Annotated in this window: 18 protein-coding genes; 8 read left to right on the plus strand and 10 right to left on the minus strand. The window is 65.5% G+C overall.

What is annotated here, in order from left to right:
• Positions 1-8 precede the first annotated feature (8 nt).
• Complete coding sequence (locus BLT66_RS03360) at positions 9-968, minus strand: Bug family tripartite tricarboxylate transporter substrate binding protein (RefSeq protein ID WP_092755710.1); 960 nt, start codon at positions 966-968, stop codon at positions 9-11.
• A gap of 99 nt (positions 969-1,067) precedes the next feature.
• Between BLT66_RS03360 and BLT66_RS03365 the strand changes: the two genes are divergently transcribed.
• From BLT66_RS03365 to BLT66_RS03375, 3 genes are read left to right on the plus strand one after another with little or no spacing between them, the layout of a single operon-like run.
• Positions 1,068-1,760, plus strand: coding sequence for a response regulator transcription factor (locus BLT66_RS03365; protein ID WP_092755712.1), 693 nt, complete (start codon positions 1,068-1,070; stop codon positions 1,758-1,760).
• Between the two features lie 10 nt (positions 1,761-1,770).
• Positions 1,771-3,189: a sensor histidine kinase gene (locus tag BLT66_RS03370; protein WP_092755714.1), complete on the plus strand. Its 1,419-nt coding sequence runs from the start codon at positions 1,771-1,773 to the stop codon at positions 3,187-3,189.
• A 2-nt stretch (positions 3,190-3,191) separates the two neighbouring features.
• Complete coding sequence (locus BLT66_RS03375; RefSeq protein WP_092755716.1) at positions 3,192-3,614, plus strand: RNA-binding S4 domain-containing protein; 423 nt, start codon at positions 3,192-3,194, stop codon at positions 3,612-3,614.
• Positions 3,615-3,619: 5 nt separating this feature from the next.
• Here the strand turns inward: BLT66_RS03375 and BLT66_RS03380 are convergent, their stop codons facing one another.
• Positions 3,620-4,585 (minus strand): Bug family tripartite tricarboxylate transporter substrate binding protein, encoded by a 966-nt coding sequence (locus BLT66_RS03380; protein WP_255406745.1) that lies wholly within the window; start codon positions 4,583-4,585, stop codon positions 3,620-3,622.
• Between the two features lie 348 nt (positions 4,586-4,933).
• On the opposite strand from BLT66_RS03380, the gene BLT66_RS03385 reads away from it, so the two are divergent.
• Positions 4,934-5,932, plus strand: a complete 999-nt coding sequence (locus tag BLT66_RS03385; RefSeq protein WP_092755720.1) for an LLM class flavin-dependent oxidoreductase — start codon at positions 4,934-4,936, stop codon at positions 5,930-5,932.
• On the opposite strand, the gene BLT66_RS27370 is transcribed toward BLT66_RS03385, so the two are convergent.
• From BLT66_RS27370 to BLT66_RS03400, 3 genes are all read right to left on the minus strand, one after another.
• On the minus strand, positions 5,933-7,723 hold the full coding sequence (locus BLT66_RS27370) for a diguanylate cyclase (protein ID WP_092755722.1): 1,791 nt from the start codon (positions 7,721-7,723) through the stop codon (positions 5,933-5,935).
• Between the two features lie 5 nt (positions 7,724-7,728).
• Positions 7,729-9,135, minus strand: coding sequence for an oxygenase MpaB family protein (locus BLT66_RS03395; RefSeq protein WP_255406746.1), 1,407 nt, complete (start codon positions 9,133-9,135; stop codon positions 7,729-7,731).
• Positions 9,136-9,216: 81 nt separating this feature from the next.
• A complete protein-coding gene (locus BLT66_RS03400) occupies positions 9,217-9,426 on the minus strand; it encodes a DUF3820 family protein (RefSeq protein ID WP_092755726.1) in 210 nt (69 codons plus the stop codon).
• A 24-nt stretch (positions 9,427-9,450) separates the two neighbouring features.
• Here BLT66_RS03400 and BLT66_RS03405 point away from each other — a divergent pair, with 24 nt between their 5' ends.
• Positions 9,451-10,431 carry a Gfo/Idh/MocA family protein gene (locus BLT66_RS03405; protein ID WP_092755728.1) on the plus strand — a complete coding sequence of 327 codons (981 nt, stop codon included), beginning with the start codon at positions 9,451-9,453 and terminating at the stop codon, positions 10,429-10,431.
• Here the strand turns inward: BLT66_RS03405 and BLT66_RS03410 are convergent.
• The 3 genes from BLT66_RS03410 to BLT66_RS03420 form a co-directional block, all read right to left on the minus strand.
• Complete coding sequence (locus BLT66_RS03410) at positions 10,428-10,787, minus strand: translation initiation factor Sui1 (RefSeq protein WP_092755730.1); 360 nt, start codon at positions 10,785-10,787, stop codon at positions 10,428-10,430. The two genes, BLT66_RS03405 and BLT66_RS03410, sit on opposite strands and share 4 nt — an antisense overlap.
• A gap of 71 nt (positions 10,788-10,858) precedes the next feature.
• Positions 10,859-11,395 (minus strand): inorganic diphosphatase, encoded by a 537-nt coding sequence (gene ppa / locus BLT66_RS03415; protein WP_092755732.1) that lies wholly within the window; start codon positions 11,393-11,395, stop codon positions 10,859-10,861.
• A gap of 159 nt (positions 11,396-11,554) precedes the next feature.
• Positions 11,555-13,138 carry a hypothetical protein gene (locus tag BLT66_RS03420; RefSeq protein ID WP_143029137.1) on the minus strand — a complete coding sequence of 528 codons (1,584 nt, stop codon included), beginning with the start codon at positions 13,136-13,138 and terminating at the stop codon, positions 11,555-11,557.
• A 323-nt stretch (positions 13,139-13,461) separates the two neighbouring features.
• Here BLT66_RS03420 and BLT66_RS03425 point away from each other — a divergent pair, with 323 nt between their 5' ends.
• Together BLT66_RS03425 and BLT66_RS03430 are read left to right on the plus strand one after the other, a co-directional pair.
• Positions 13,462-15,918, plus strand: coding sequence for a sodium-translocating pyrophosphatase (locus tag BLT66_RS03425; RefSeq protein WP_092755735.1), 2,457 nt, complete (start codon positions 13,462-13,464; stop codon positions 15,916-15,918).
• 68 nt (positions 15,919-15,986) lie between these two features.
• Positions 15,987-16,964 carry an isoaspartyl peptidase/L-asparaginase family protein gene (locus BLT66_RS03430; RefSeq protein WP_092756991.1) on the plus strand — a complete coding sequence of 326 codons (978 nt, stop codon included), beginning with the start codon at positions 15,987-15,989 and terminating at the stop codon, positions 16,962-16,964.
• Positions 16,965-16,977: 13 nt separating this feature from the next.
• Here the strand turns inward: BLT66_RS03430 and BLT66_RS03435 are convergent, their stop codons facing one another.
• Positions 16,978-17,472, minus strand: coding sequence for an OmpA family protein (locus BLT66_RS03435; RefSeq protein ID WP_092756992.1), 495 nt, complete (start codon positions 17,470-17,472; stop codon positions 16,978-16,980).
• Positions 17,473-17,588: 116 nt separating this feature from the next.
• On the minus strand, positions 17,589-18,641 hold the full coding sequence (mnmH, locus tag BLT66_RS03440) for a tRNA 2-selenouridine(34) synthase MnmH (protein WP_092755737.1): 1,053 nt from the start codon (positions 18,639-18,641) through the stop codon (positions 17,589-17,591).
• A 33-nt stretch (positions 18,642-18,674) separates the two neighbouring features.
• Here mnmH and selD point away from each other — a divergent pair, with 33 nt between their 5' ends.
• A complete protein-coding gene (gene selD, locus BLT66_RS03445) occupies positions 18,675-19,724 on the plus strand; it encodes a selenide, water dikinase SelD (protein WP_092755739.1) in 1,050 nt (349 codons plus the stop codon).
• Position 19,725 lies beyond the last annotated feature (1 nt).

The raw sequence follows: 19,725 nt of genomic DNA on the forward strand, positions 1-19,725 counted from the left end.
CCATCGCCTTACACCATGCCCGACTTGACCATGGTGGCGCGCAGGCTGGCGAAGTCGTCATCGACAAACTTCTCGAACTCTGCGCCGGAGATCACGGCGGGCGTCCAGTTGTTCTTCTCGACCGCTTCGGCCCAGGCTTTGGACTTGGTGGCCTTGATGATCAGCTCGGTCAGCGTCTTGCGCTGCTCGGGGGTGATGCCGCCCGCGCCGTACACGCCGCGCCAGTTTCCGATTTCCACGTTGATGCCCTGCTCTTTCAGGGTCGGGATGTCCACGCCTTTCAGGCGCGTGCCCGAAGTCATGGCCAGCGCCTTCATCTTGCCGGTCTTGATGTATTCGGAGAACTCGCTCAGGCCGCTGCCGCCCACCGTGACGTTGCCGCCCAGGATGGCCGCAGTGGCTTCACCGCCCCCACGGAAGGCCACGTAGTTGATCTTGGAGGGGTCTACGCCTGCATCGCGGGCAATCATGGCCGCAGCGATGTGCTCGGTGGAGCCGCGCGAACCGCCGCCCCATTTGATGCTGCCGGGGTCTTTCTTCAGCTGCTCGACCACTTCCTTCATGTTCTTGAACTGCGAATTGGCTGGCAGCACGAACACGTTGTACTCGGTGGTCAGGCGCGCCAGCGGCGTGGCCTGCGACAGGCTGACCGGTGGCTTGCCGGTGATGATGCCGCCCAGCATGACGGCGCCCATGACCATCAAGGCATTGGGGTCGCCCTTGCTGCCGTTGACGAACTGGGCCAGGCCCAGAGCGCCGGCTGCGCCGCCCTTGTTGTCGAAGCTGACGGTGTCAACCACCTTGGCATCGGTCATGGCCTTGCCCAAGGCACGGCCGGTGGTGTCCCAGCCGCCACCGGGGTTGGCCGGAATCATCATCTTGATATTGGTGCTGGCACGGGCTGCCATGGGCAGGGTTCCGGCAGCGGCCAACACGGCCAAGGACTTCAAAAAAGCATCACGACGCATAACTGTCTCCTGAGGAATGGACGAACCTGCCGATCATGCATCGCTTGCCTGTCAGTTCGCTGTCGGAATGTACTAGGGGAAATGCTAATGTCGGGGGTTATGAAACTGCTCCTTGTTGAAGACGATCCGGCCATGCAGACCACGCTGCAGCGGGCCCTGAGCCGGCGCGGCATCCGCGTGCAAGCCTGCGGCGACGGGCGGGTGGCACTCGATTTATGGCTGACCAACCCGCCCGATGTGGTGCTGCTCGACCTGACCCTGCCCGGCATGGACGGCCTGCAGGTGCTGGCCGCGGCCCGCAAGGAAGGCCTGCGCACCCCGGTGCTGATACTCACCGCGCGCGGCACCGTGGGCGACCGGGTGCTGGGCCTGAACGCCGGCGCCGACGACTACCTGCCCAAGCCCTTCGACCTGGAAGAGCTCGAAGCCCGCCTGCGCGCGCTGGCCCGACGCAGCGCCGACAGCAACGCCGACTTTGAAGATAAATCGGCCCCCAGTGCAATCACAGTTGGCACGCTACGCTATGAAAAAGAGAGTGGCGCGGTCTACCACCTGGACCAGATCATGGAGCTCAGCCCACGCGAACTGGCGCTGTTACGCCCCCTGCTGGCCCAGCCAGGCCACGCGGTCACCAAGGAGCGCTTGTTCGAACTGGTGTTCCCCGGCGCCCAGGAGGTGCAGTTCGAAGCGATCGAAGTCATCGCCTACCGGCTGCGCAAAAAGCTCAGCCATACCGGCGTGCAGCTGATGACCCTGCGCGGCCTGGGCTACCTGCTGAAAGCCAGTGCATGAAAGCCAGCGCATGAACTGGCCCGCCCGCCCCACCCGCTCGCTGCGCAGCACCCTGCTGCTGGGCATCTTGCTGCCGGTGCTGGCGGTGGTGGCCATCAACTCGGTCAACCAATACCGGCAGACCCTGGCCGCCATCAACATCGCCTACGACCGCACCCTGCTGGCATCGGCCAAGTCGATTGGCGAACAGCTGGACGTGGACGGTTACGACGAGAAATCGGTGCTGCGCTCCACCGTGCCCTACTCGGCGCTGGAGGCCTTCGAGGCCGACAACAAGAGCAACATCTTCTACCGCGTCTCCAGCCTGGGCGGTGAAATGGTGTCCGGCTTTGCCGAGCTGCCGTTCTGGCACGGCACCATTCCCAACCGCACCACCTACTCGGCCCTGGTGGATTTCTATGACGATACCGTAGGCGTTGAGCCGGTGCGCGTAGCCGTGCTGCTGCAGCCCGTGGCCAGCGATACCGGCCGCGCCATGGCAGTGATCCAGGTGGCCGAAACCCTGGAGCTGCGCCACACCCTGGCACGGCAAATCCTGCTCGACACCCTGTGGCACCAGGCCGCGCTGATCGCCTTGATCGCCTTGGTGGTGGTACTGGTGGTGCAGCGCGCCACCCGGCCGGTACGCAAGCTCAGCGACCTGCTGCAGACCCGGCCTGAGGGCGACCTGACCCACCTGAGCGCCCCCGACGCGCCCCGCGAACTGCGCCCCCTGGTCGACGCCACCAACCAGGTGATGGACCGGCTGCAGCACCTGCTGGACCACCAGAAGCGCTTTGTGCGCGACGCCTCCCACCAGCTGCGCACCCCACTGGCGGTGCTGAAAACCCAGGTCCAGTCGGCGCTGCGCAACGACGTCGAGCCACGCCAGGCGCTGCTGGAAATCAACGCCACCGTCGACCGCGCCACCACCCTGGCGAACCAGATGCTGGCCCTGGCCAAGGTCGAGCAGCTGCGGCAGCAGGCCAATGCCAGCGTGCGCGACTGGTCGGAGGTGGTACGCGCGGTGGCGCTCGACCTGTCGCCGCTGCTGGCCGACAAGGACATAGACTTTGCCATCCACACCACGCCTACCCCGGTACTGGCCCACGATTGGATGCTGCGCGAACTGGCGCGCAACCTGCTGCACAACGCCATCAAGCAAACCCCGGTCGGCAGCGTGCTGGAGGTGCAGCTGGTGGCCGACGGTGGGCAGGCCAGCCTGTGCATTGCCGACAGCGGCCCGGGCATCAGCGCCGAGCTGGCGAAGCGCCTGTACCAGCCGTTTTCGGCCGGCGATGTGCACCACGGTTCGGGTATGGGCCTGGCCATCTGCCACGAGATCGTGCAAGCCCTGGGCGGCCAGATTGCGCTGGTGAACCGCGAGCTGCAAGGGCATCGCGTCGGCCTGAATGCCACGGTGCGCCTGCCACTGGTTCAGAATACCTGACCATGGACAAACTACGCATAGACAAGTGGCTCTGGGCGGCACGCTTCTACAAGACCCGCAGCCTGGCCACCGAAGAGGTCAACAAGGGCCGGGTGCAGGTTGGCGGCCAGGACGTGAAGCCGGCCCGCGAAGTCAAGGCCGGCGACCACATCACGCTGCGCAGCGGGCCGGTGGTGCGCACCATCGTGGTGGTCGGCATCAGCCAGGCCCGCGGCCCGGCACCGGTAGCCCAAACCCTGTACAGCGAAACCCCCGAGAGCCTGCAGGCCCGCACCGCTGCTGCCGAACAGCGCCGGCTGGCCCCCGAGCCGGCGCACAGCCTGGACCACGGCCGCCCCACCAAGCGCCAGCGGCGCGCAATCAACGAATGGGACCAGGCCGGCCAGGGCTGGGGCGACCGCTGGAGCGCCTCGGTGGACGATTAGCCGGCTTACTCCAGCCGAATCCCCTTCTGCCCGATCAGCCCGCGCATCAGGCCCATCTCTTCCTGCACCCGGCGCTGAAGCCCGGCGGGCGAGGTGCCCACCGCCTGCCAGCCCTGGTGGAACAGCTTGGCGCGGACCTCGGGGTCGCGGTAGATCTTGGCGATCTCGATGGCTAGCCGGGCCTGGGCAGCCTTGGACAGACTGGCCGGGCCGATCAGCGCGTTCCACACCTCCAGGTTGAAGTCGCGCACCCCGGCTTCGGCCAGCGACGGCACATCGGGCACCAGCGCGCTGCGGCCGCCGGCCAGGCCGATGGCGCGCAGCTTGCCGGACTTCACCTGCGGCATGGCCAGGCTAGGCGGCAGCAAAGCCATCTGGATCTGTCCGCCCAGCAAGGCCGTCACCGCCTGTGGATTGCCCTGGAACGGGATGTGCAGCGGCGCCATGCCCGGCACCTTGGCGGCCAGCAGCTCCAGCCCCAGATGCGCAACCGTGCCATTGCCAGGCGAGCCGTAGTTCCAGCTGGCGCCGCCCTGGCGCGCGGCCTCGAAGAACGCCGCCCCGCCCGGCAGGCTGGCCGGCGCCACCAGCACCAGCGGCGCGGTGGTCAGCAGCGACAGGTAGCAGAAGTCCTTGGCCGGGTCATAAGGCAGCTGCGGATACAGCATCTTGGCCGAGGTCAGGTTGCCGTTGATGACGACGCCCAGGGTGTGGTCGTCGGTGGCCTTGGCCACCGCATCCGCGGCGATGTTGCCAGAGGCACCGGGCTTGTTTTCCACGATCACCGGCTGGCCCAGCACCTTGCCCAGCGCATCGGCCAAAGTGCGGGCCGAAATATCGGGCGACGAGCCGCCAGCAAAGCCCACCAGGATGCGCACCGGCTTGGTCGGCCAGGCCGGTTCAGCCAACGCGGGAGCGGCCAGTCCGGCCAGGGCCAGCAAGGAAACCAGGGTTGCAGTACGTCGTTGCATGGGTATTAGCGCCATTTTTGAAAAGACTGGATTCTCGCCCGCCAAATAACCACAGCCCCGATGCCGGAACCCCAAAGCACCCAGCGCCCGCCCGCGGACAGCTGCTACGCTGGCACACCGTGGCAGCAAATAGCTATCACTTTAGTAGCTGCTTGCACTTATTAAATAAGCGCTACGGCCGTTTTTTATATAAATTTTTATAAGCACCTCCGACCAGGCTTCAGACACCACGCACGCCCTTCCAGAAACACCGCAGAACTGGCTTCGCCAGGCTGCTGGTGTTGCCCCCTGCAAGGGGGTTGGCGAAAGACGCGCAGCGCTGCAGCCTGGGGGTGAGCCAACTCCAGCATGATTCCTTTATCCGTTTTAGACCTCGCCCCCATCACTGAGGGCGGCACCGCAGCCGACTCGTTCCGCAACACCCTGGACCTGGCGCAGCACGCCGAGCGCTGGGGCTACCAGCGCTACTGGCTGGCCGAGCACCATGGCATGCGCGGCATTGCCAGCGCGGCCACCGCGGTGGTCATAGGCCACGTAGCAGCTGGCACCCAACACATCCGCGTAGGCGCGGGTGGCGTGATGCTGCCCAACCATTCGCCGATGGTGATTGCCGAGCAGTTCGGCACGCTGGAGTCGTTGTTCCCGGGACGCATCGACCTGGGCCTAGGCCGCGCACCCGGCTCCGACCAGGCCACAGCCCGCGCATTGCGGCGCGACCTGCAGTCGGACTCCGACCAGTTCCCGCAGGACGTGGTGGAGCTGCAGCATTACTTCGCGCCAGTGCAGCCCGGTCAGACCCTGCGCGCCGTACCCGGCGCAGGGCTGAATGTGCCGTTGTGGATCTTGGGCTCCAGCACTTTTGGCGCCCAGCTGGCGGCCGAACTCGGCCTGCCCTACGCGTTTGCCTCGCACTTCGCGCCGGCGCAGATGCTGTCGGCCATCGCCATCTACCGTGCCCGCTTCAAGCCTTCTGCCCAGCTGGCCAAGCCCTATGTGATGCTGGGCTTCAATGTTTTTGCGGCGGAGACGGATGCAGCCGGGCAGTTCTTGTTCAGCTCTTTGCAGCAGGCCTTTGTGAACCTGCGCAGCGGCCGGCCGTCAATGCTGCAGCCGCCGGTGGACGGCTACGCGGACCGCCTGCAAGCGCCCGAGCGGTCCATGATCGAGCAGGCCTTGTCCTGCGCGGCCGTCGGCTCGCCCGACACCGTGCGCCGAGCGATGCAGACATTTCTGGACCAGACCGGGGCCGACGAGCTGATGCTGACCTCGCAAATCTACGACCACGCGGCCCGGCTGCGCTCCTACCAGATCACCGCGGAATTGCGCGCCGACCTGCAGCGCCGCTGATCAGGCCAGGGCTTCCAGCAGGCCGGGCGCGGTAGGCTCGGCATCGGTTCGGCGCAGGCAGTGCTTGCCCTCCTGCTTGCCCAGGTACATGGCGGCGTCGGCGCGTTTGATCAGGGTCAGCGCGTCGCTGCCGTCGTGTGGAGCCAGCGCGTAGCCTATGGTCATGCCGACCTGGCAGCGCTGCTCGCGCAGCTGGAACGGCTCGCGGAACGCATCCAGCAGCTCCTGCCCCAGCTCCTGCGCCTGCTCGTCACGGTGCAAGCCACCGGCCATGACCACAAACTCATCTCCGCCCAACCGCGCCACCACGTCGTTGTGCCGCATCAGCTGCTGCAGCCTATCGGCCACAGCAATCAACAGCTCGTCACCCACATCATGGCCATACCGGTCGTTGACGGGCTTGAAGCCGTCCAAGTCCAACACAAAGATGGCCACAAGATTGTCGATGGTGCAGTGTGGCAGGGCCGCGGTCAGCGCGGCGCTGAGGCCGCGGCGGTTCGGCAGGCCGGTCAGCGGGTCGGTGTGGGCCAGGGAGTGCATGGCGTCGCGCTCCTGGTTGGCCCGCTTGGCCGCGTGCTGTACCGCAGTGGAACGCAGGCTGAGCAAGCGCATCAGCAGCATGGTGTCAAGCAGCGTGGCCAGCTGCACCGAATGCTGGGTCCAGCCGTTCATCGGGATGTGGCCGAAGATCACGCCCGTCATGGTGGCGGCCGCCGAGAAGTACAGCAAGGCCCCAAGCAAGATGTAGATGCCCATCGAATCCCCCTGCCGCACCCGGCGGATCGCCCCCGGCAAGGCCAGCAAGGTGGGCGTCAAGCCCAGCACGCCGATGATGGCGCTGACGGCGCGGGTGGTCAGGCCGTCGGCCGCAAACACCAGCGCCACCACCACGGTCAGCAGGGCGCCGCTCTTCATCACGCGGCTGAAGAAGCGGTGGCTGTCCGGCCCCAGCAGCACATGCTCGAAGAACAGGAAGAAGCCGCAGCTGGACATCAACGCGGCCAGCGGCGCCATGTGCAGCTCCATCCAGCGGTTGCCAGGCCACAGATACTGCGCGCCAATGCCGAACTGCAGTAGCGAGAACAGCAGGCCTCCGCCCACGATCAAGGCGTACTTCATGAACACCAGGTCGCGCAGGCCTAGCCAGTGCGTCAGGCTGTAGGCCAGCAGGCACAGCGACAAGCCGATCATCAGTCCCTGCAGCATTTGTTCGCGCAGCGCCTGGACCAGAAACGCCGCCGGCGTGCTCAAGGTAATGGGCACCACCATGGCGCCGGTGGTCTCAATGCGCAACAGCAGGGTATAGCTCTGGCCGGGCTGCAGCTGCACGATCATGCTGTGCGAGCGCGAGGCGCGTGGATGGTCTGGGTCCATCTGCAGATTGCCCATCAGTGCCTGCTGTTCGATCTGGCCGCCGCGCACCAGGTAGGCGTCGATGCGGTTCAGCACCGGGTAGTCGATGTCCAGCACCCGCTGCAGGCCGGCGCTGGCGTCCACGCTGAACGGCACCCTCAGCCACACCGGCTCAGGCCGCAGGCCCAGGGTGGAATGGGCGCCGCGGGGCGGCTCAAACAGCGGGGTCTGCTGGAGTATTTGCGCAATGTCCAGCTGGCGACCCGGGTCGGGCAGGATGCTGACAGACTGCCACAGATCGATCTGCGGCGTGTCCTCGTGCACCACCAGGGGCGCGGCCAGGCCCAGCAGGGGCAAAGCCGCCAGCCAGCCCAGCGCCCACCGGCCGAAAAGACGGGTCAGCTGGCGGAACAGGAACATCGGGGCCAATCGCTGCATGGGAGTCAAGTGGCGCGCGACGATTGGCGCCAGCTGCCGCGGGTCGTCATGCGGTCTTCCAGGCGGTTCATCCAGCGTGGCGCCTTGGGGTCATCGCTCCACTGGTCCATCATGCCGCCCACCTGGTCGAGCAGGCGCTGCGGCAGCTTCAGCGGCCGGGTCTGGTCCATCAATAGCTGGGCCATGAACTGGTAGCCGAGGATGCGGGTGATGAAGCGCGATATCGAGAATTCGGGGAACACCCAGCGCACCACCGTGTCGATGCCGCGCACCAAGGCCATGCACAGCGTAAACGCCATGCGCGACAACCAGGCCACCGGCCCGGTCAGGCCCAGGGCCTGCATGGTGGCACCGCCGCACAGATAACCGGTGATCAGCACTGGGAACGGCCGCACCAGCCGCCAGGGAATCACCTGCTCCATCACGTTCATCAGCGCCAGGGCCAGCGGCGGCCGCGGGTCGGGCGTGACCGGGTGGGCCTGGCCGTCGGCCTGGAAGCGGGCGAACAGGGTTTCGGCCTGGGCCATGGTGTCGGCCATGAGGCTGCGCTCGATGCCGAGCACATGGCCGACCACGTTCCAGGCGTGCAGATAGGCTTCCTCGTCCGCCGCGGGCAAGGCCAGGCCCAGGCGGCGCAAGCTGCGTAGAAAAACATAGCCGAAGGTGAGCAAGGTATAGGCCAGTTCCTGCTGGTTGCAGGGCAGTCCGTCGTCGCGGGTGTTCCAGCCGCGCGCAAACAAGGCCTGGTACATGTCCTGGGAGCTATCGGCCAACGCGGGCACGGGGGCGGCATCGGCCTGCAAGGCTTCGGTCGGGCTGCCGCGCAGGATCAGATGCCGCACCATCGCATGGATCAGGCGCACCTTGAGCACCTGGGCCACGCCGGCGCCGCTGGCGTCGGTCAAGCCGCCGTGCAACATCACCGGGAACACCATGGCCGCGGTGGCACGGATGCGGTAGTCGGTGCGCTGCACCAGTTGGCCGGTGTCTTGCAGCACGGCCGCCAGGTCGGGCACCACATAACACTCGGGCAGGCTGGAGCAAAACAACAGCACGCAGGACAAGGCGCCAAAGTCCATGAACAGGACTTCGGCGCGCTGGATTTTTGCAGGGTCGGCCCAGTCGGGCAGCACCTGCGCGGCCTGCAGATAGGCTTGCAGGGCCGCAGCCATTTCGGGTGGTGTGTCGGGCGGCGCTTGCCAGCCGGGCAGCTGGGCATTGCTCTGCCACTGGCCAATAAGCCGGTTCACCTGGGCGATGCGCAGCCACTGGTCAGCCTGCGCCAGGGTGCGCGCGCTGGCGCTGGCGCTGGCGGTGTCGGGTACCGAAGGCCAGGGTCCTACGATGCCGGCAATCGTGCTGTCGGCCAAAGGATCGGCTTGGAAGGAAGGCGTGGCGGTATCAGGGTGCAAGTGCAGAGTCCTGTAAGGCGGTCGGGGTAACCCCGCATTCTAGGGGCTCCATACGACACTCCATACAAAGCCAGTACACAGCTACTTGCGCAAGGGCCTCAGCAGATCCGACAAGCCGTTGTGGTCGATCTCGTGCATCAAGGCCAGCAGCCGGCCGATGTCGCCGGGCGGAAAGCCTTCGCGCGCAAACCAGTTGAGGTAGTTGCCTGGCAGGTCGGCAATCAGGGTGCCCTGGTGCTTGCCAAAAGGCATTTGCACGGTGACCAGGCGTTGGAGTTGTTCGGAGTCCATGGGCGGCGACTTTACACTGGCCCCATGCACCAAACCACCACCCCACTGGCCTGGGGCATCATCGGCTGCGGCGCCGTCACCGAACGCAAAAGCGGCCCGGCTTTCAACAAGGTTGCGGGCTCGCGCCTGGTCGCGGTGATGCGCCGCAATGCCGCGTTGGCCCAGTCGTATGCCGAACGCCATGGCGTGCCGCGCTGGACGTCCGACGCCGACGCGCTGATCCACGACCCCGAGGTTAACGCCATCTACATCGCCACCCCGCCCGACAGCCACCATTTCTACGCACTGAAGGTCGCCGTCGCCGGCAAGATCTGCTGCGTGGAAAAGCCCATGGCACCCAGCCACCGCGAATGCCTGGAGATGGTGGCCGCCTTCGAGGCCGCCGGACTGCCCTTGTTCGTGTCCTACTACCGGCGCTCGCTGCCGCGCTTTGCGCAGGTCAAGCAGTGGCTGGACCAGGGCGCGATTGGCGCGGTGCGGCATGTCCATTGGTCATTCAGCCGCAAGCCGAATACGGCTGACTTGGCCCACACCGCCAATTGGCGCACCGACCCGAAAGTGGCCGGCGGTGGCTATTTTGAAGACCTGGCCAGCCACGGCCTGGACCTGATGGGGCATCTGCTAGGCGACATCTGCCAGGCCAAAGGCATCGCCAGCAACCAGCAAGGCCTGTACGCGGCGGCAGATGCGGTCAGCGGCGTCTGGCAGTTTGCCAGCGGGGCTACAGGTTCGGGCTATTGGAATTTTGGTGCGGCTGGTGCGCTGGACGAGATGCTGATCCACGGCAGCCAGGGGCAAATCAAGTTTTCAGTCTTCGGCGAACAGCCGGTGCAGCTGCAGACCGCGGATGGCACGCAAAGTCTGGAGATCGCCCACCCGGAAAACATCCAGTTCTTCCACATAGAGAACATGCAAAAGCACATCAATGGACAAGTTCTCCACCCATCGACAGGCCAGACCGCGCAGCGCGCGACCTGGGTGATGGAGCAGATACTGGCCGGCTAACCCCCTGCGCGCTTGACCGTATAGCCCTGCTTCTGCAGCAGCGCGATCACCGTGTCACAGTGGTCGCCCTGCACTTCGATCACGCCGTCTTTCACCGTGCCGCCGCTGCCGCAGGCGGCTTTCAACTGCTTGCCCAGCGTAGTCAGGCCCGCCAGGTCCAGCGGCACGCCTTTCACCAGGGTCACGCCCTTACCGGCCCGGCCCTTGGTTTCGCGCGACACGCGCACGATGCCGTCGGTCTTGGGCAGCGGCTTCTGGCCGCAGATGCAGTCGGCCACCGGTTTGCGGCAGACCGGGCACATGCGGCCGGTTTCGGTGGAATACACCAGGCCACCGCTGCTGGCTTTGCTTTTCATACAGTTACTATCAAAAAAATAGCACCTAGCGCTGGTATTACCTGCGCTAGGTGCCGATTTGGCTTATAAATTTAAGCTTTGGACTTGATGTAGTTGGCCATGCCGTCGGTAATTTCCTTCTTGGCCGCGTCAATGCCTTCCCAGCCAATGACCTTGACCCATTTGCCCTTTTCCAGGTCTTTATAGTGTTCGAAGAAATGGCTGATGGCCTTCAGGCGCATCTGGTTCACGTCTTCGATTTTTTGCCAGTGGGTGTAGATCGGCAGGATCTTGTCGGTGGGCACGGCCAGCACCTTGCCGTCCACGCCGGCTTCGTCTTCCATCATCAAGATGCCGATGGGGCGGCAGGTCACTACCACGCCGGGGAACAGCGGGTATGGGGTGATCACCAGCACATCCACAGGGTCGCCGTCGCCGCTCAGGGTCTGGGGCACGTAGCCGTAGTTGGTCGGGTAGTGCATGGCCGTGGTCATGAAGCGGTCCACAAAGATCGCGCCGGATTCTTTGTCCACTTCGTACTTGATCGGGTCGGCGTTCATCGGGATTTCGATCACGACGTTGAAGGCATCGGGGGCGTTCTTGCCTGGGGGTACGTTGTTCAGGGACATGGTTGTCTATGGAAGTTGAAGTTAAAAAAGCTTGCTTGCTGGGCCGTGATTTTGCCTCAGCCGGGTGACGCCGGCCTGACGGCCCAGGCTGAAACGGAAAAGGCGACACGGCACCTGCATGCCGTGTCGCCTGTTTACAGGGCCTGAGCCCCGTCCCGTTTAAGGTGCCGTGCAGTACTGCGGCGTGTTGCTTGCCGGGATCGTCGGCAAGTTGGCCGTGTAGGTACCCACAGAGCGCACCGTGATCACGCAGCTGGCGCTGACATCAAACTCGAACAGGTTCCAGTAATCGGTGCTGGCCGACTCGCCGCTGGTTGGCGGCGTGATCAGCTGCAGGCTGCGGCCGGGAATGTTGAGCTCAACCCGGGCGCCAGACTGGGCAATCGGGCCGGCTCCATAGCCGGAGTAGTTGTGCACCGAGTACTTGTAGGTACCGACCATCAGCTTGGTCAGGGTAACGACTTCAGGGCCGTAGCTGGTCGTGTCATCCACATCCAGATTGGCGAAAGGCTGTGCCAGCAAAAGGCCGTCATTGCTGAAATACACATGCTCTCCGCTAGGGGTGATGAGGTGCGAGTCCAGATCGCTCGGCAAAGCGCCCCAGGTCAGCTTCATGGTGACACCAGCTCCGGTCGAGCCCAGCGTCAGGCAGTCGGTCACATTGATGTCCACCGCGCTCGACGCGTTACGCACAGTGTTGGTCAAACGCCCGGCAGACAGGCCCACGATGGTGGCGATGCTGCTGCGGCGGATCGGCAAGCTAAAGTTGCCGTTGGCGTCGGTGTAGACCGAGCTGGTGCCGGTGTAGTCGATACCGTCGCTGGTGACCAGCGCATTCGCCACCACCGCGCCTGCCGCATTCTTCATGCAGCCGTGGTAGATGATGGTGTTGTAGACCTGGTCGGCATTCCAGACCGTGAAATGGCTGACCGTGCCCTCGTAGTAGGCGCTGGCGCCGGTGCCCACCAGTGTGGCCGTGCCCTCCTGCTGCCACAGGCCCGTCGTGGTGTTGAAGTAGAACAGCGGAATGCTGGCCGGCACGCTGCTGCTGCGCGATGACACCGGAATGCGGATGGTGGCGGTCTGGCCGCTCTTCAGATTCAGTGCCACGCCGGCGGAATCGGTCAGGGTCACACTGATGGCGCCAAAGCTTTCAATCGGATTGGTCCCGCCACCTGCCGCCGCAGCGGTGAAGTCGCCAGGCATCAGGGTCGTATCGACGGCCGGATTGATGTCGGTCAGCCGCACGGTGATGTTGCCGGTCGGGATGCTGCCATCGGCGCGCTGCACGCCATTGGCGGGCAGCGTGACGCTGGCCGTGCTGCCCGGTATCGTGACCGAGCCACCAGTAGCGACGGCTACATTGGTGCTGATGCCTACCGGGATCAAGCGGGCCTGGACATCGGTGGTGGCATCGGCCACTACGTTGGCCACGCGCGCGCCTTCGGCGTATGCGGTGGACTCGAACACCACGGTCACGCGACTACCCGCCGTGACACCAGACAAAGTGAAGCTGCCGTCGGCCGCGGTGGTAGTGCTCAGCGAGCCCACGCGTACCGTCACACCGGCGATCCCCAGGCCGGTGCTTTGGTCCAGCGCCTTGCCCGACACTGCTGTCATCGAAGTCGTCGGCGTAGGCGTACTGGCACTACCGCCGCTACCGCCACCACAGGCCAGCAAGCTGACCGCCGTGAGCAAACCCAGTCCCCACATGCGACAGGATCGCAGTGCATTTTTAGCCATAAGAAAAGTCCCTTGAAAGAAGCCATACGGCCCCCGGATGGACTCCATCCAGGGGATCAATCTGCACCTACGCCGTGCTCCAGGGCGAGCCCTCGAAAAGCAATCTGGGGTGCGCTGCGGAATGTAGGGTGATCCCCTAGGGTTTACGTACGCTACACAAAGTGTTACCGCAGTTTCTGCCCGGTTTATCCTTTATATTGAGGACGTTGGCCAATCGTCTCCGCCCTTTCAAATGTCGGATCCGCGAGGAAGCAACGCAGCGGGAGCCTCGCTAGCGTTGCGCTCCCATCTCGCGAAACAACGACTAAAAAGGAGACATCCCTATGGCAAGCAACTCAGCGCTGATTCTGGCGCTCGTGTGTGGATTCATCGCGGTGGCTTACGGGTTCTGGGCCCGCAGCTGGATACTGTCCCAAGACGCAGGCAATGCGCGGATGCAGGAAATTGCCGGCGCCATCCAGACGGGCGCTGCCGCCTATCTGGCCCGCCAATACCGCACCATCGCCATCGTCGGCCTGGTACTGGCCATTCTGATTCTGTTTTTTCTGGACGCTCTGTCGGCCATCGGCTTCGTAATCGGCGCAGCCTTATCGGGCGCCTGTGGTTTCATCGGCATGAATGTGTCGGTACGCGCAAATGTGCGCACCGCACAGGCAGCCACCAAGGGCATAGGCCCGGCGCTGACCGTGGCGTTCCGCGGCGGTGCCATCACCGGCATGCTGGTGGTCGGCCTGGGCCTGCTGGGCGTGACCGGCTTCTACTGGTTTCTGGTGCCGGACGGCGCCCCCACCGCAGCCCGGTTGAACCCGCTGATCGGCTTTGCGTTTGGCTCGTCGCTGATCTCCATCTTTGCGCGGCTCGGCGGCGGCATCTTCACCAAGGGCGCCGACGTGGGCGCCGACCTGGTGGGCAAGGTCGAGGCTGGCATCCCCGAGGACGACCCCCGCAACCCGGCGGTGATTGCCGACAACGTGGGCGACAACGTAGGCGACTGCGCAGGCATGGCCGCCGACCTGTTCGAGACCTATGCGGTCACGCTGATCGCCACCATGGTGCTGGGCGCTTTGCTGGCCACCGGCGGCGGCAGCAGCACCGTGGTCTACCCGCTGGCGCTGGGCGCGGTGTCCATCGTCGCATCCATCATCGGCTGCTTCTTCGTGGTCGCCTCGCCGGGCATGAAGAACGTGATGCCCGCGCTGTACAAGGGCCTGGCGGTGGCCGGCGTGCTGTCGCTGATCGCCTTCTATTTCGTCACCACCGCCCTGGTGCCCGACAACGCGCTCGGCGGTACCGGCGCGGCCATGAAGCTGTACGGCGCCTGCGCCGTCGGCCTGGTGCTGACCGCCGCACTGGTGTGGATCACCGAGTACTACACCGGCACGCAGTACGCACCGGTGCAGCACATCGCCCAGGCATCGACCACCGGCCACGGCACCAACATCATCGCCGGCCTGGGTGTGTCCATGCGCTCCACAGCCTGGCCGGTGATTTTTGTCTGCGTCGCCATCTGGACCGCCTTCCATCTGGCCGGCCTGTACGGCATTGCGATCGCCGCCACGTCGATGCTGAGCATGGCCGGCATCGTGGTGGCTTTGGACGCCTACGGCCCGATCACCGACAACGCCGGCGGCATTGCCGAAATGGCCGAGATGCCGAAAAGCGTGCGCGACGTGACCGACCCGCTAGACGCGGTGGGCAACACCACCAAGGCCGTCACCAAGGGCTATGCCATCGGCTCCGCCGGCCTGGCGGCGCTGGTGCTGTTCGCCGACTACACCCACAAGCTCGATGCCTATGGCAGCAAGATCACCTTCGACCTGAGCAATCCGATGGTCATCATCGGCCTGTTCATCGGCGGGCTGATCCCCTACCTGTTCGGCGCGATGGCGATGGAGGCCGTGGGCCGTGCCGCCGGCAGCGTGGTGGTGGAGGTACGGCGCCAGTTCCGCGAGATCAAGGGCATCATGGAAGGCACGGCCAAGCCCGAATACGGCAAGGCGGTCGACATGCTGACCACCGCGGCCATCAAGGAAATGATGATCCCCTCGCTGCTGCCGGTGGTGGTACCGATTCTGGTCGGCCTGCTACTCGGTCCCGCGGCGCTGGGTGGCCTGCTGATGGGCACCATCGTTACTGGCCTGTTCGTGGCGATCTCCATGTGCACCGGCGGCGGCGCCTGGGACAACGCCAAGAAATACATCGAAGACGGCCACCACGGCGGCAAGGGCAGCGAGACACACAAAGCCGCCGTCACCGGCGACACCGTGGGCGACCCGTACAAGGACACGGCCGGCCCGGCGGTGAACCCGCTGATCAAGATCATCAACATCGTGGCTTTGCTGATCGTACCGCTGGTGATGCAAATCCATGGCGGCAGCATGCCGATGGCCGGAGCCCACGCCAGCGCCGGCGCGCCAGCGTCGGCCAAAATACAAGGCATGGCGCCGGAGGATGGCGCGTCCATCAGGGTAGACAACGGCGTCGTCAAGCTCTACTTTGCCAGCGGCCAGGCCGATCTGGCCGCCGGTGCTGCTGCGGCACTGACCGATGTAGCCAAGGCCATGGCTGACGGTAAGAAGGCCGTGGTCAGCGGCTTCCACGACGCCACCGGCGACCCGGCGAAAAACCAGGAGCTGGCCAAGCAGCGCGCACTGGCCGTGCGCGATGCGCTGAAGGCCGCCGGCGTAGCCGAAGACAAGATCGAGCTGAAGAAGCCCGAACAAACCCAGGCCGATGGCCCGCCTGCCGAGGCGCGGCGGGTCGAGGTGGCGGTGCAGTAAGCATCTACCCACGCCCCAAGCCCGCCGGGGCTGGTAGCATGCCCAGCGCACGCTACCAGCCCTTTTTCATGACGCAACACACCACACCTTCCCCCATCGGTTTCACCCTCGCCGTCCATGGCGGCGCGGGCACGATTCTGCGCAGCAGCATGAGCCCCGAGCGCGCAGCCGCCTACCACGCCGGCCTGCGCCGGGCCCTGGAAGCCGGCAGGCTGGTACTGGCGGCTGGCGGCGCGGCGCTCGACGCCGTCACTGCCGCGGTGATGGAACTGGAAGACGAGCCGCTGTTCAACGCCGGCCGCGGTGCGGTCTACACCAGCGCTGGTAAGCAGGAGATGGACGCCGCCATCATGGACGGCCGCAACCACGCTGCCGGCGCGGTGGCCGGCATCTGCGGCCCGCGCAACCCCATCCTGGCTGCACGGGCGGTAATGGAGCAGTCCGAACATGTATTGCTGATCGGCGACAGCGCCCTCGCCTTCTGCCAGGCCCAGGGCATCGCCATGGAGGATGCCGCCTATTTCTTCACCGAAGCGCGCTGGCAGGCCTTGCAAGAGACGCTAGCCATGCGCCGCAGCGGCACGCAAGACCAGGACGAATCCCGCAAGCACGGCACGGTGGGCGCGGTAGCGCGCGACATGCACGGCCACCTGGCGGCCGCCACCTCCACCGGCGGCATGACGGCCAAGGCGCCGGGGCGTGTGGGCGACAGCCCGGTCATCGGCGCCGGCACCTGGGCCAGCGACGCCAGCTGCGCCGTATCGGCCACCGGCCATGGAGAAATCTTCATCCGCTATGCGGCGGCCCACGAAATCGATGCGCGCCTGCGTTTTGCTGGCCTGGGGCTGGAAGCAGCCGCGCGGGTGGTGGTGGTGGACCTGCTGGGCCCGGCCGGCGGCTCGGGCGGGGTGATTGCGGTGGACAAGGACGGCAGCTTTGCACTGCCGTTCAACTGCGCGGGCATGTACCGCGGCGTGGTGACTGCAGACGGGGTGCTGCGCACCGCGATTTACGACGAGCCGCTGGTGGACTTCTCGGCTGCCTGATGCAGCCGGAGTGTTACTGAATCACGACAACTTCAACGCGACGGGCTTCGGCATTGCTGCCGCTGCCGGTCAGCATCTCGGGCTTGACCAGCTCGATCTTGTCGGCCACCACGCCCAGGCCGACCAGGGTGTCGCGCACTACCAGGGCGCGCTGCTTGGCCAGTTCTTCATTTTTTGCCTGGTCGCCGGTGGCGTCATGGAAGCCGCTGATGCGCAGCGACTTGCCTTCAGAACCCAGCTTCACCACATCGGCCAAAGCTTCTTTGGCGCCGGCGGCGATGTCGGCCTTGGCGGTGGCAAAGTAGAACTTGACCACGCCGTTTTCCACCTTCACGCTGGCGCCATCGATCTCGACCACTTCTACCGCCGCGGGTGCGGCTTGCTTGGGCATATGGGTTTTGTAGATGCCCAGGCCGATCACCAGGCCGATGACGGCCGCAACCACGCCAAACAAAATCGCCAGTACTACGCCAGGGCCGGTATCGTCGTCAGAAGAAAACATGTTCAGGTCTCCAAGAAAAGAATCGGCCGATTGTAGAGGGCCACGGTGACAGGCCAAAGCCCGCCAGAATTTAGAAGAATAATGGCTCTGGCGCAGGTAGTACCTGCGCCAGCAGCTAGCAATTATGTAGCATTTTGTAATGCCGCCACCGCCAGCGCCAGGGCGTCCATGCCGGCCGGCGTCAGATCCTGCGTCTCCAGGCTCTGGCGCGCTGGCCAGGCGCTGAAGTTATTGCTCTGCGAGCGGCCATAGTGCGGGTCGTAGTGCAGCGCCATTAGCTCGGCAAACAACGCACGCAGATTCCCCTCCTGCGCCCAGGCCTGCCAGCGGCCAATCACCTGCTTGCCGTGCAAGTCCTTCAAATAGCCCAGTTTGTCGGCCAGCAGTTGCGGGTCGTCGCCCAGGTAGGCGTAGTCGCGCAGCAGGTAATCGAGCCGGGCGGCCGGCGTGGCGCGGATTTCCATGCAGGGGCTGGCGCGCATGCGTAGCAGCAGCGGCGTGGGCAGGGTCAGGCGGCCGATCTTGCGGCTTTCGCCCTCCACGTACAGCGGGCGTGCCGGGTCCAGGTTTTCCAGCACATGGGCGATGCCGGTCTCGAAAGCGGTTTGCGAGGGCTGGGCCTGGCCGGGCACCGCTCCCAGGATCGAACCCTTGTGCACCGCCAGGCCTTCCAGGTCCAGCACCTGGTGGCCTTGCGCGGCCAGCGCCTGCAGCACCCGGGTCTTGGCGCTGCCGGTGGCACCCACCAGCACCCGCAGCGGCAGGATCGGGCATTGCGCTTCCAGTGTGTCGATGACAAAGCGGCGCCAGGACTTGTAGCCGCCGGCCAGCTGCTGCGCATCCCAGCCAACCAGGCGCAGCCAGGTCACCATCGAGCCGCTGCGCATACCGCCACGCCAGCAGTAGACCAGCGGCTTCCAGTTGGCCGGTTGCTCGGCAAACTGCCCGCGCAAATGCTTGGCCAGGTTCTCCGCCACCATGGCGCCGCCGACCCGCCGGGCCTCGAAAGCGCCCTGCTGCTTGTACAGCGAGCCGACGATCACGCGCTGGGCGTCGTCCAGCACCGGGCAGTTGATCGCGCCGGGGATGTGGTCGATGGCGAACTCGGCCGGCGAACGCGCGTCTATCAGCGTGTGAAAGCCGTGCCGGTCCACGACCCGGGTAGGGCCTCTCACGCTATCCCCCCCGCTGGCACAATCGGAGTCTCGATGAACCCAACTTCAGAACCCATTGCATTGACCCAGTTTTCGCACGGCGGCGGCTGCGGATGCAAGATTGCGCCCGGCTTGCTGGCGGAGATTTTGGCACGCGCCCCCCAGGGCCTGGTGCCGCCCGAGCTGCTGGTCGGCATGGAAACCAGCGATGACGCGGCCGTCTACCGCCTCAACGACACCCAGGCCCTGGTGGCCACCACCGACTTCTTCACCCCCATCGTCGACGACGCCTATGACTTCGGCCGCATTGCCGCGACCAACGCACTGAGCGACATCTACGCCATGGGCGGCACGCCCATCATGGCCCTGGCCCTGGTCGGCATGCCGATCGCCAAGCTGCCGCCCGAGGTGATCGGCCGGGTGCTGGCCGGCGGCGCGGCGGTCTGCCGCGAAGCCGGTATTCCGATTGCTGGCGGCCATTCGATCGACGTGCTGGAGCCCATCTACGGCCTGGTCGGCCTGGGCCTGGTCCACCCCGACAAGGTACGCCGCAACGCCGACGCCCAGGCCGGCGACGTGCTGGTGCTGGGCAAGCCGCTGGGTGTGGGCATTCTGTCGGCAGCGCTGAAAAAAGGCCTGCTGGATGCCGATGGCTATGCGCAGATGCTCCACCACACCACCCAGCTGAACAAGGTCGGCATCGCCTTGGCACAAATCGATGGCGTGCATGCCATGACCGATGTAACCGGCTTCGGCCTGGCCGGCCATCTGCTGGAAATCTGCCGCGGCTCGGGCCTGTCGGCCCAGGTGGATGCGCAGGCGCTGCCGCTGATCGCCAGCGCGGTCGCGTTCGCCCAGCAAGGCATCGCCACCGGAGCCTCGGCGCGCAACTGGGACGGCTACGGCGGCCAGGTGCAATGGACCGGCAGCGACTGGCTGAAAGCCCTGGTTACCGACCCCCAAACCAGCGGCGGCCTGCTGGTCAGCTGCCGCCCCGACGCGGCACCGGCCGTACTGGCCGCCTTCCACCAGGCCGGCTTCGCCCAGGCCGCGCAGATTGGCCGGATGCAAACCACCACCCAGGGGCAGCTGCTGTCGTTTTAAC

The sequence above is a fragment of the Rhodoferax sp. OV413 genome (assembly GCF_900104385.1).
Lineage (GTDB): Bacteria > Pseudomonadota > Gammaproteobacteria > Burkholderiales > Burkholderiaceae_C > Rhodoferax_B.

Bases quoted from the DNA above. Each gene is read 5' to 3' on its own strand.
- BLT66_RS03360 (WP_092755710.1), bottom strand. From the start codon at position 968: ATGCGTCGTGATGCTTTTTTGAAGTCCTTGGCCGTGTTGGCCGCTGCC.
- BLT66_RS03365 (WP_092755712.1), top strand. From the start codon at position 1,068: ATGAAACTGCTCCTTGTTGAAGACGATCCGGCCATGCAGACCACGCTG.
- BLT66_RS03370 (WP_092755714.1), top strand. From the start codon at position 1,771: ATGAACTGGCCCGCCCGCCCCACCCGCTCGCTGCGCAGCACCCTGCTG.
- BLT66_RS03375 (WP_092755716.1), top strand. From the start codon at position 3,192: ATGGACAAACTACGCATAGACAAGTGGCTCTGGGCGGCACGCTTCTAC.
- BLT66_RS03380 (WP_255406745.1), bottom strand. From the start codon at position 4,585: ATGCAACGACGTACTGCAACCCTGGTTTCCTTGCTGGCCCTGGCCGGA.
- BLT66_RS03385 (WP_092755720.1), top strand. From the start codon at position 4,934: ATGATTCCTTTATCCGTTTTAGACCTCGCCCCCATCACTGAGGGCGGC.
- BLT66_RS27370 (WP_092755722.1), bottom strand. From the start codon at position 7,723: ATGCAGCGATTGGCCCCGATGTTCCTGTTCCGCCAGCTGACCCGTCTT.
- BLT66_RS03400 (WP_092755726.1), bottom strand. From the start codon at position 9,426: ATGGACTCCGAACAACTCCAACGCCTGGTCACCGTGCAAATGCCTTTT.
- BLT66_RS03405 (WP_092755728.1), top strand. From the start codon at position 9,451: ATGCACCAAACCACCACCCCACTGGCCTGGGGCATCATCGGCTGCGGC.
- BLT66_RS03410 (WP_092755730.1), bottom strand. From the start codon at position 10,787: ATGAAAAGCAAAGCCAGCAGCGGTGGCCTGGTGTATTCCACCGAAACC.
- ppa (WP_092755732.1), bottom strand. From the start codon at position 11,395: ATGTCCCTGAACAACGTACCCCCAGGCAAGAACGCCCCCGATGCCTTC.
- BLT66_RS03420 (WP_143029137.1), bottom strand. From the start codon at position 13,138: ATGGCTAAAAATGCACTGCGATCCTGTCGCATGTGGGGACTGGGTTTG.
- BLT66_RS03425 (WP_092755735.1), top strand. From the start codon at position 13,462: ATGGCAAGCAACTCAGCGCTGATTCTGGCGCTCGTGTGTGGATTCATC.
- BLT66_RS03430 (WP_092756991.1), top strand. From the start codon at position 15,987: ATGACGCAACACACCACACCTTCCCCCATCGGTTTCACCCTCGCCGTC.
- selD (WP_092755739.1), top strand. From the start codon at position 18,675: ATGAACCCAACTTCAGAACCCATTGCATTGACCCAGTTTTCGCACGGC.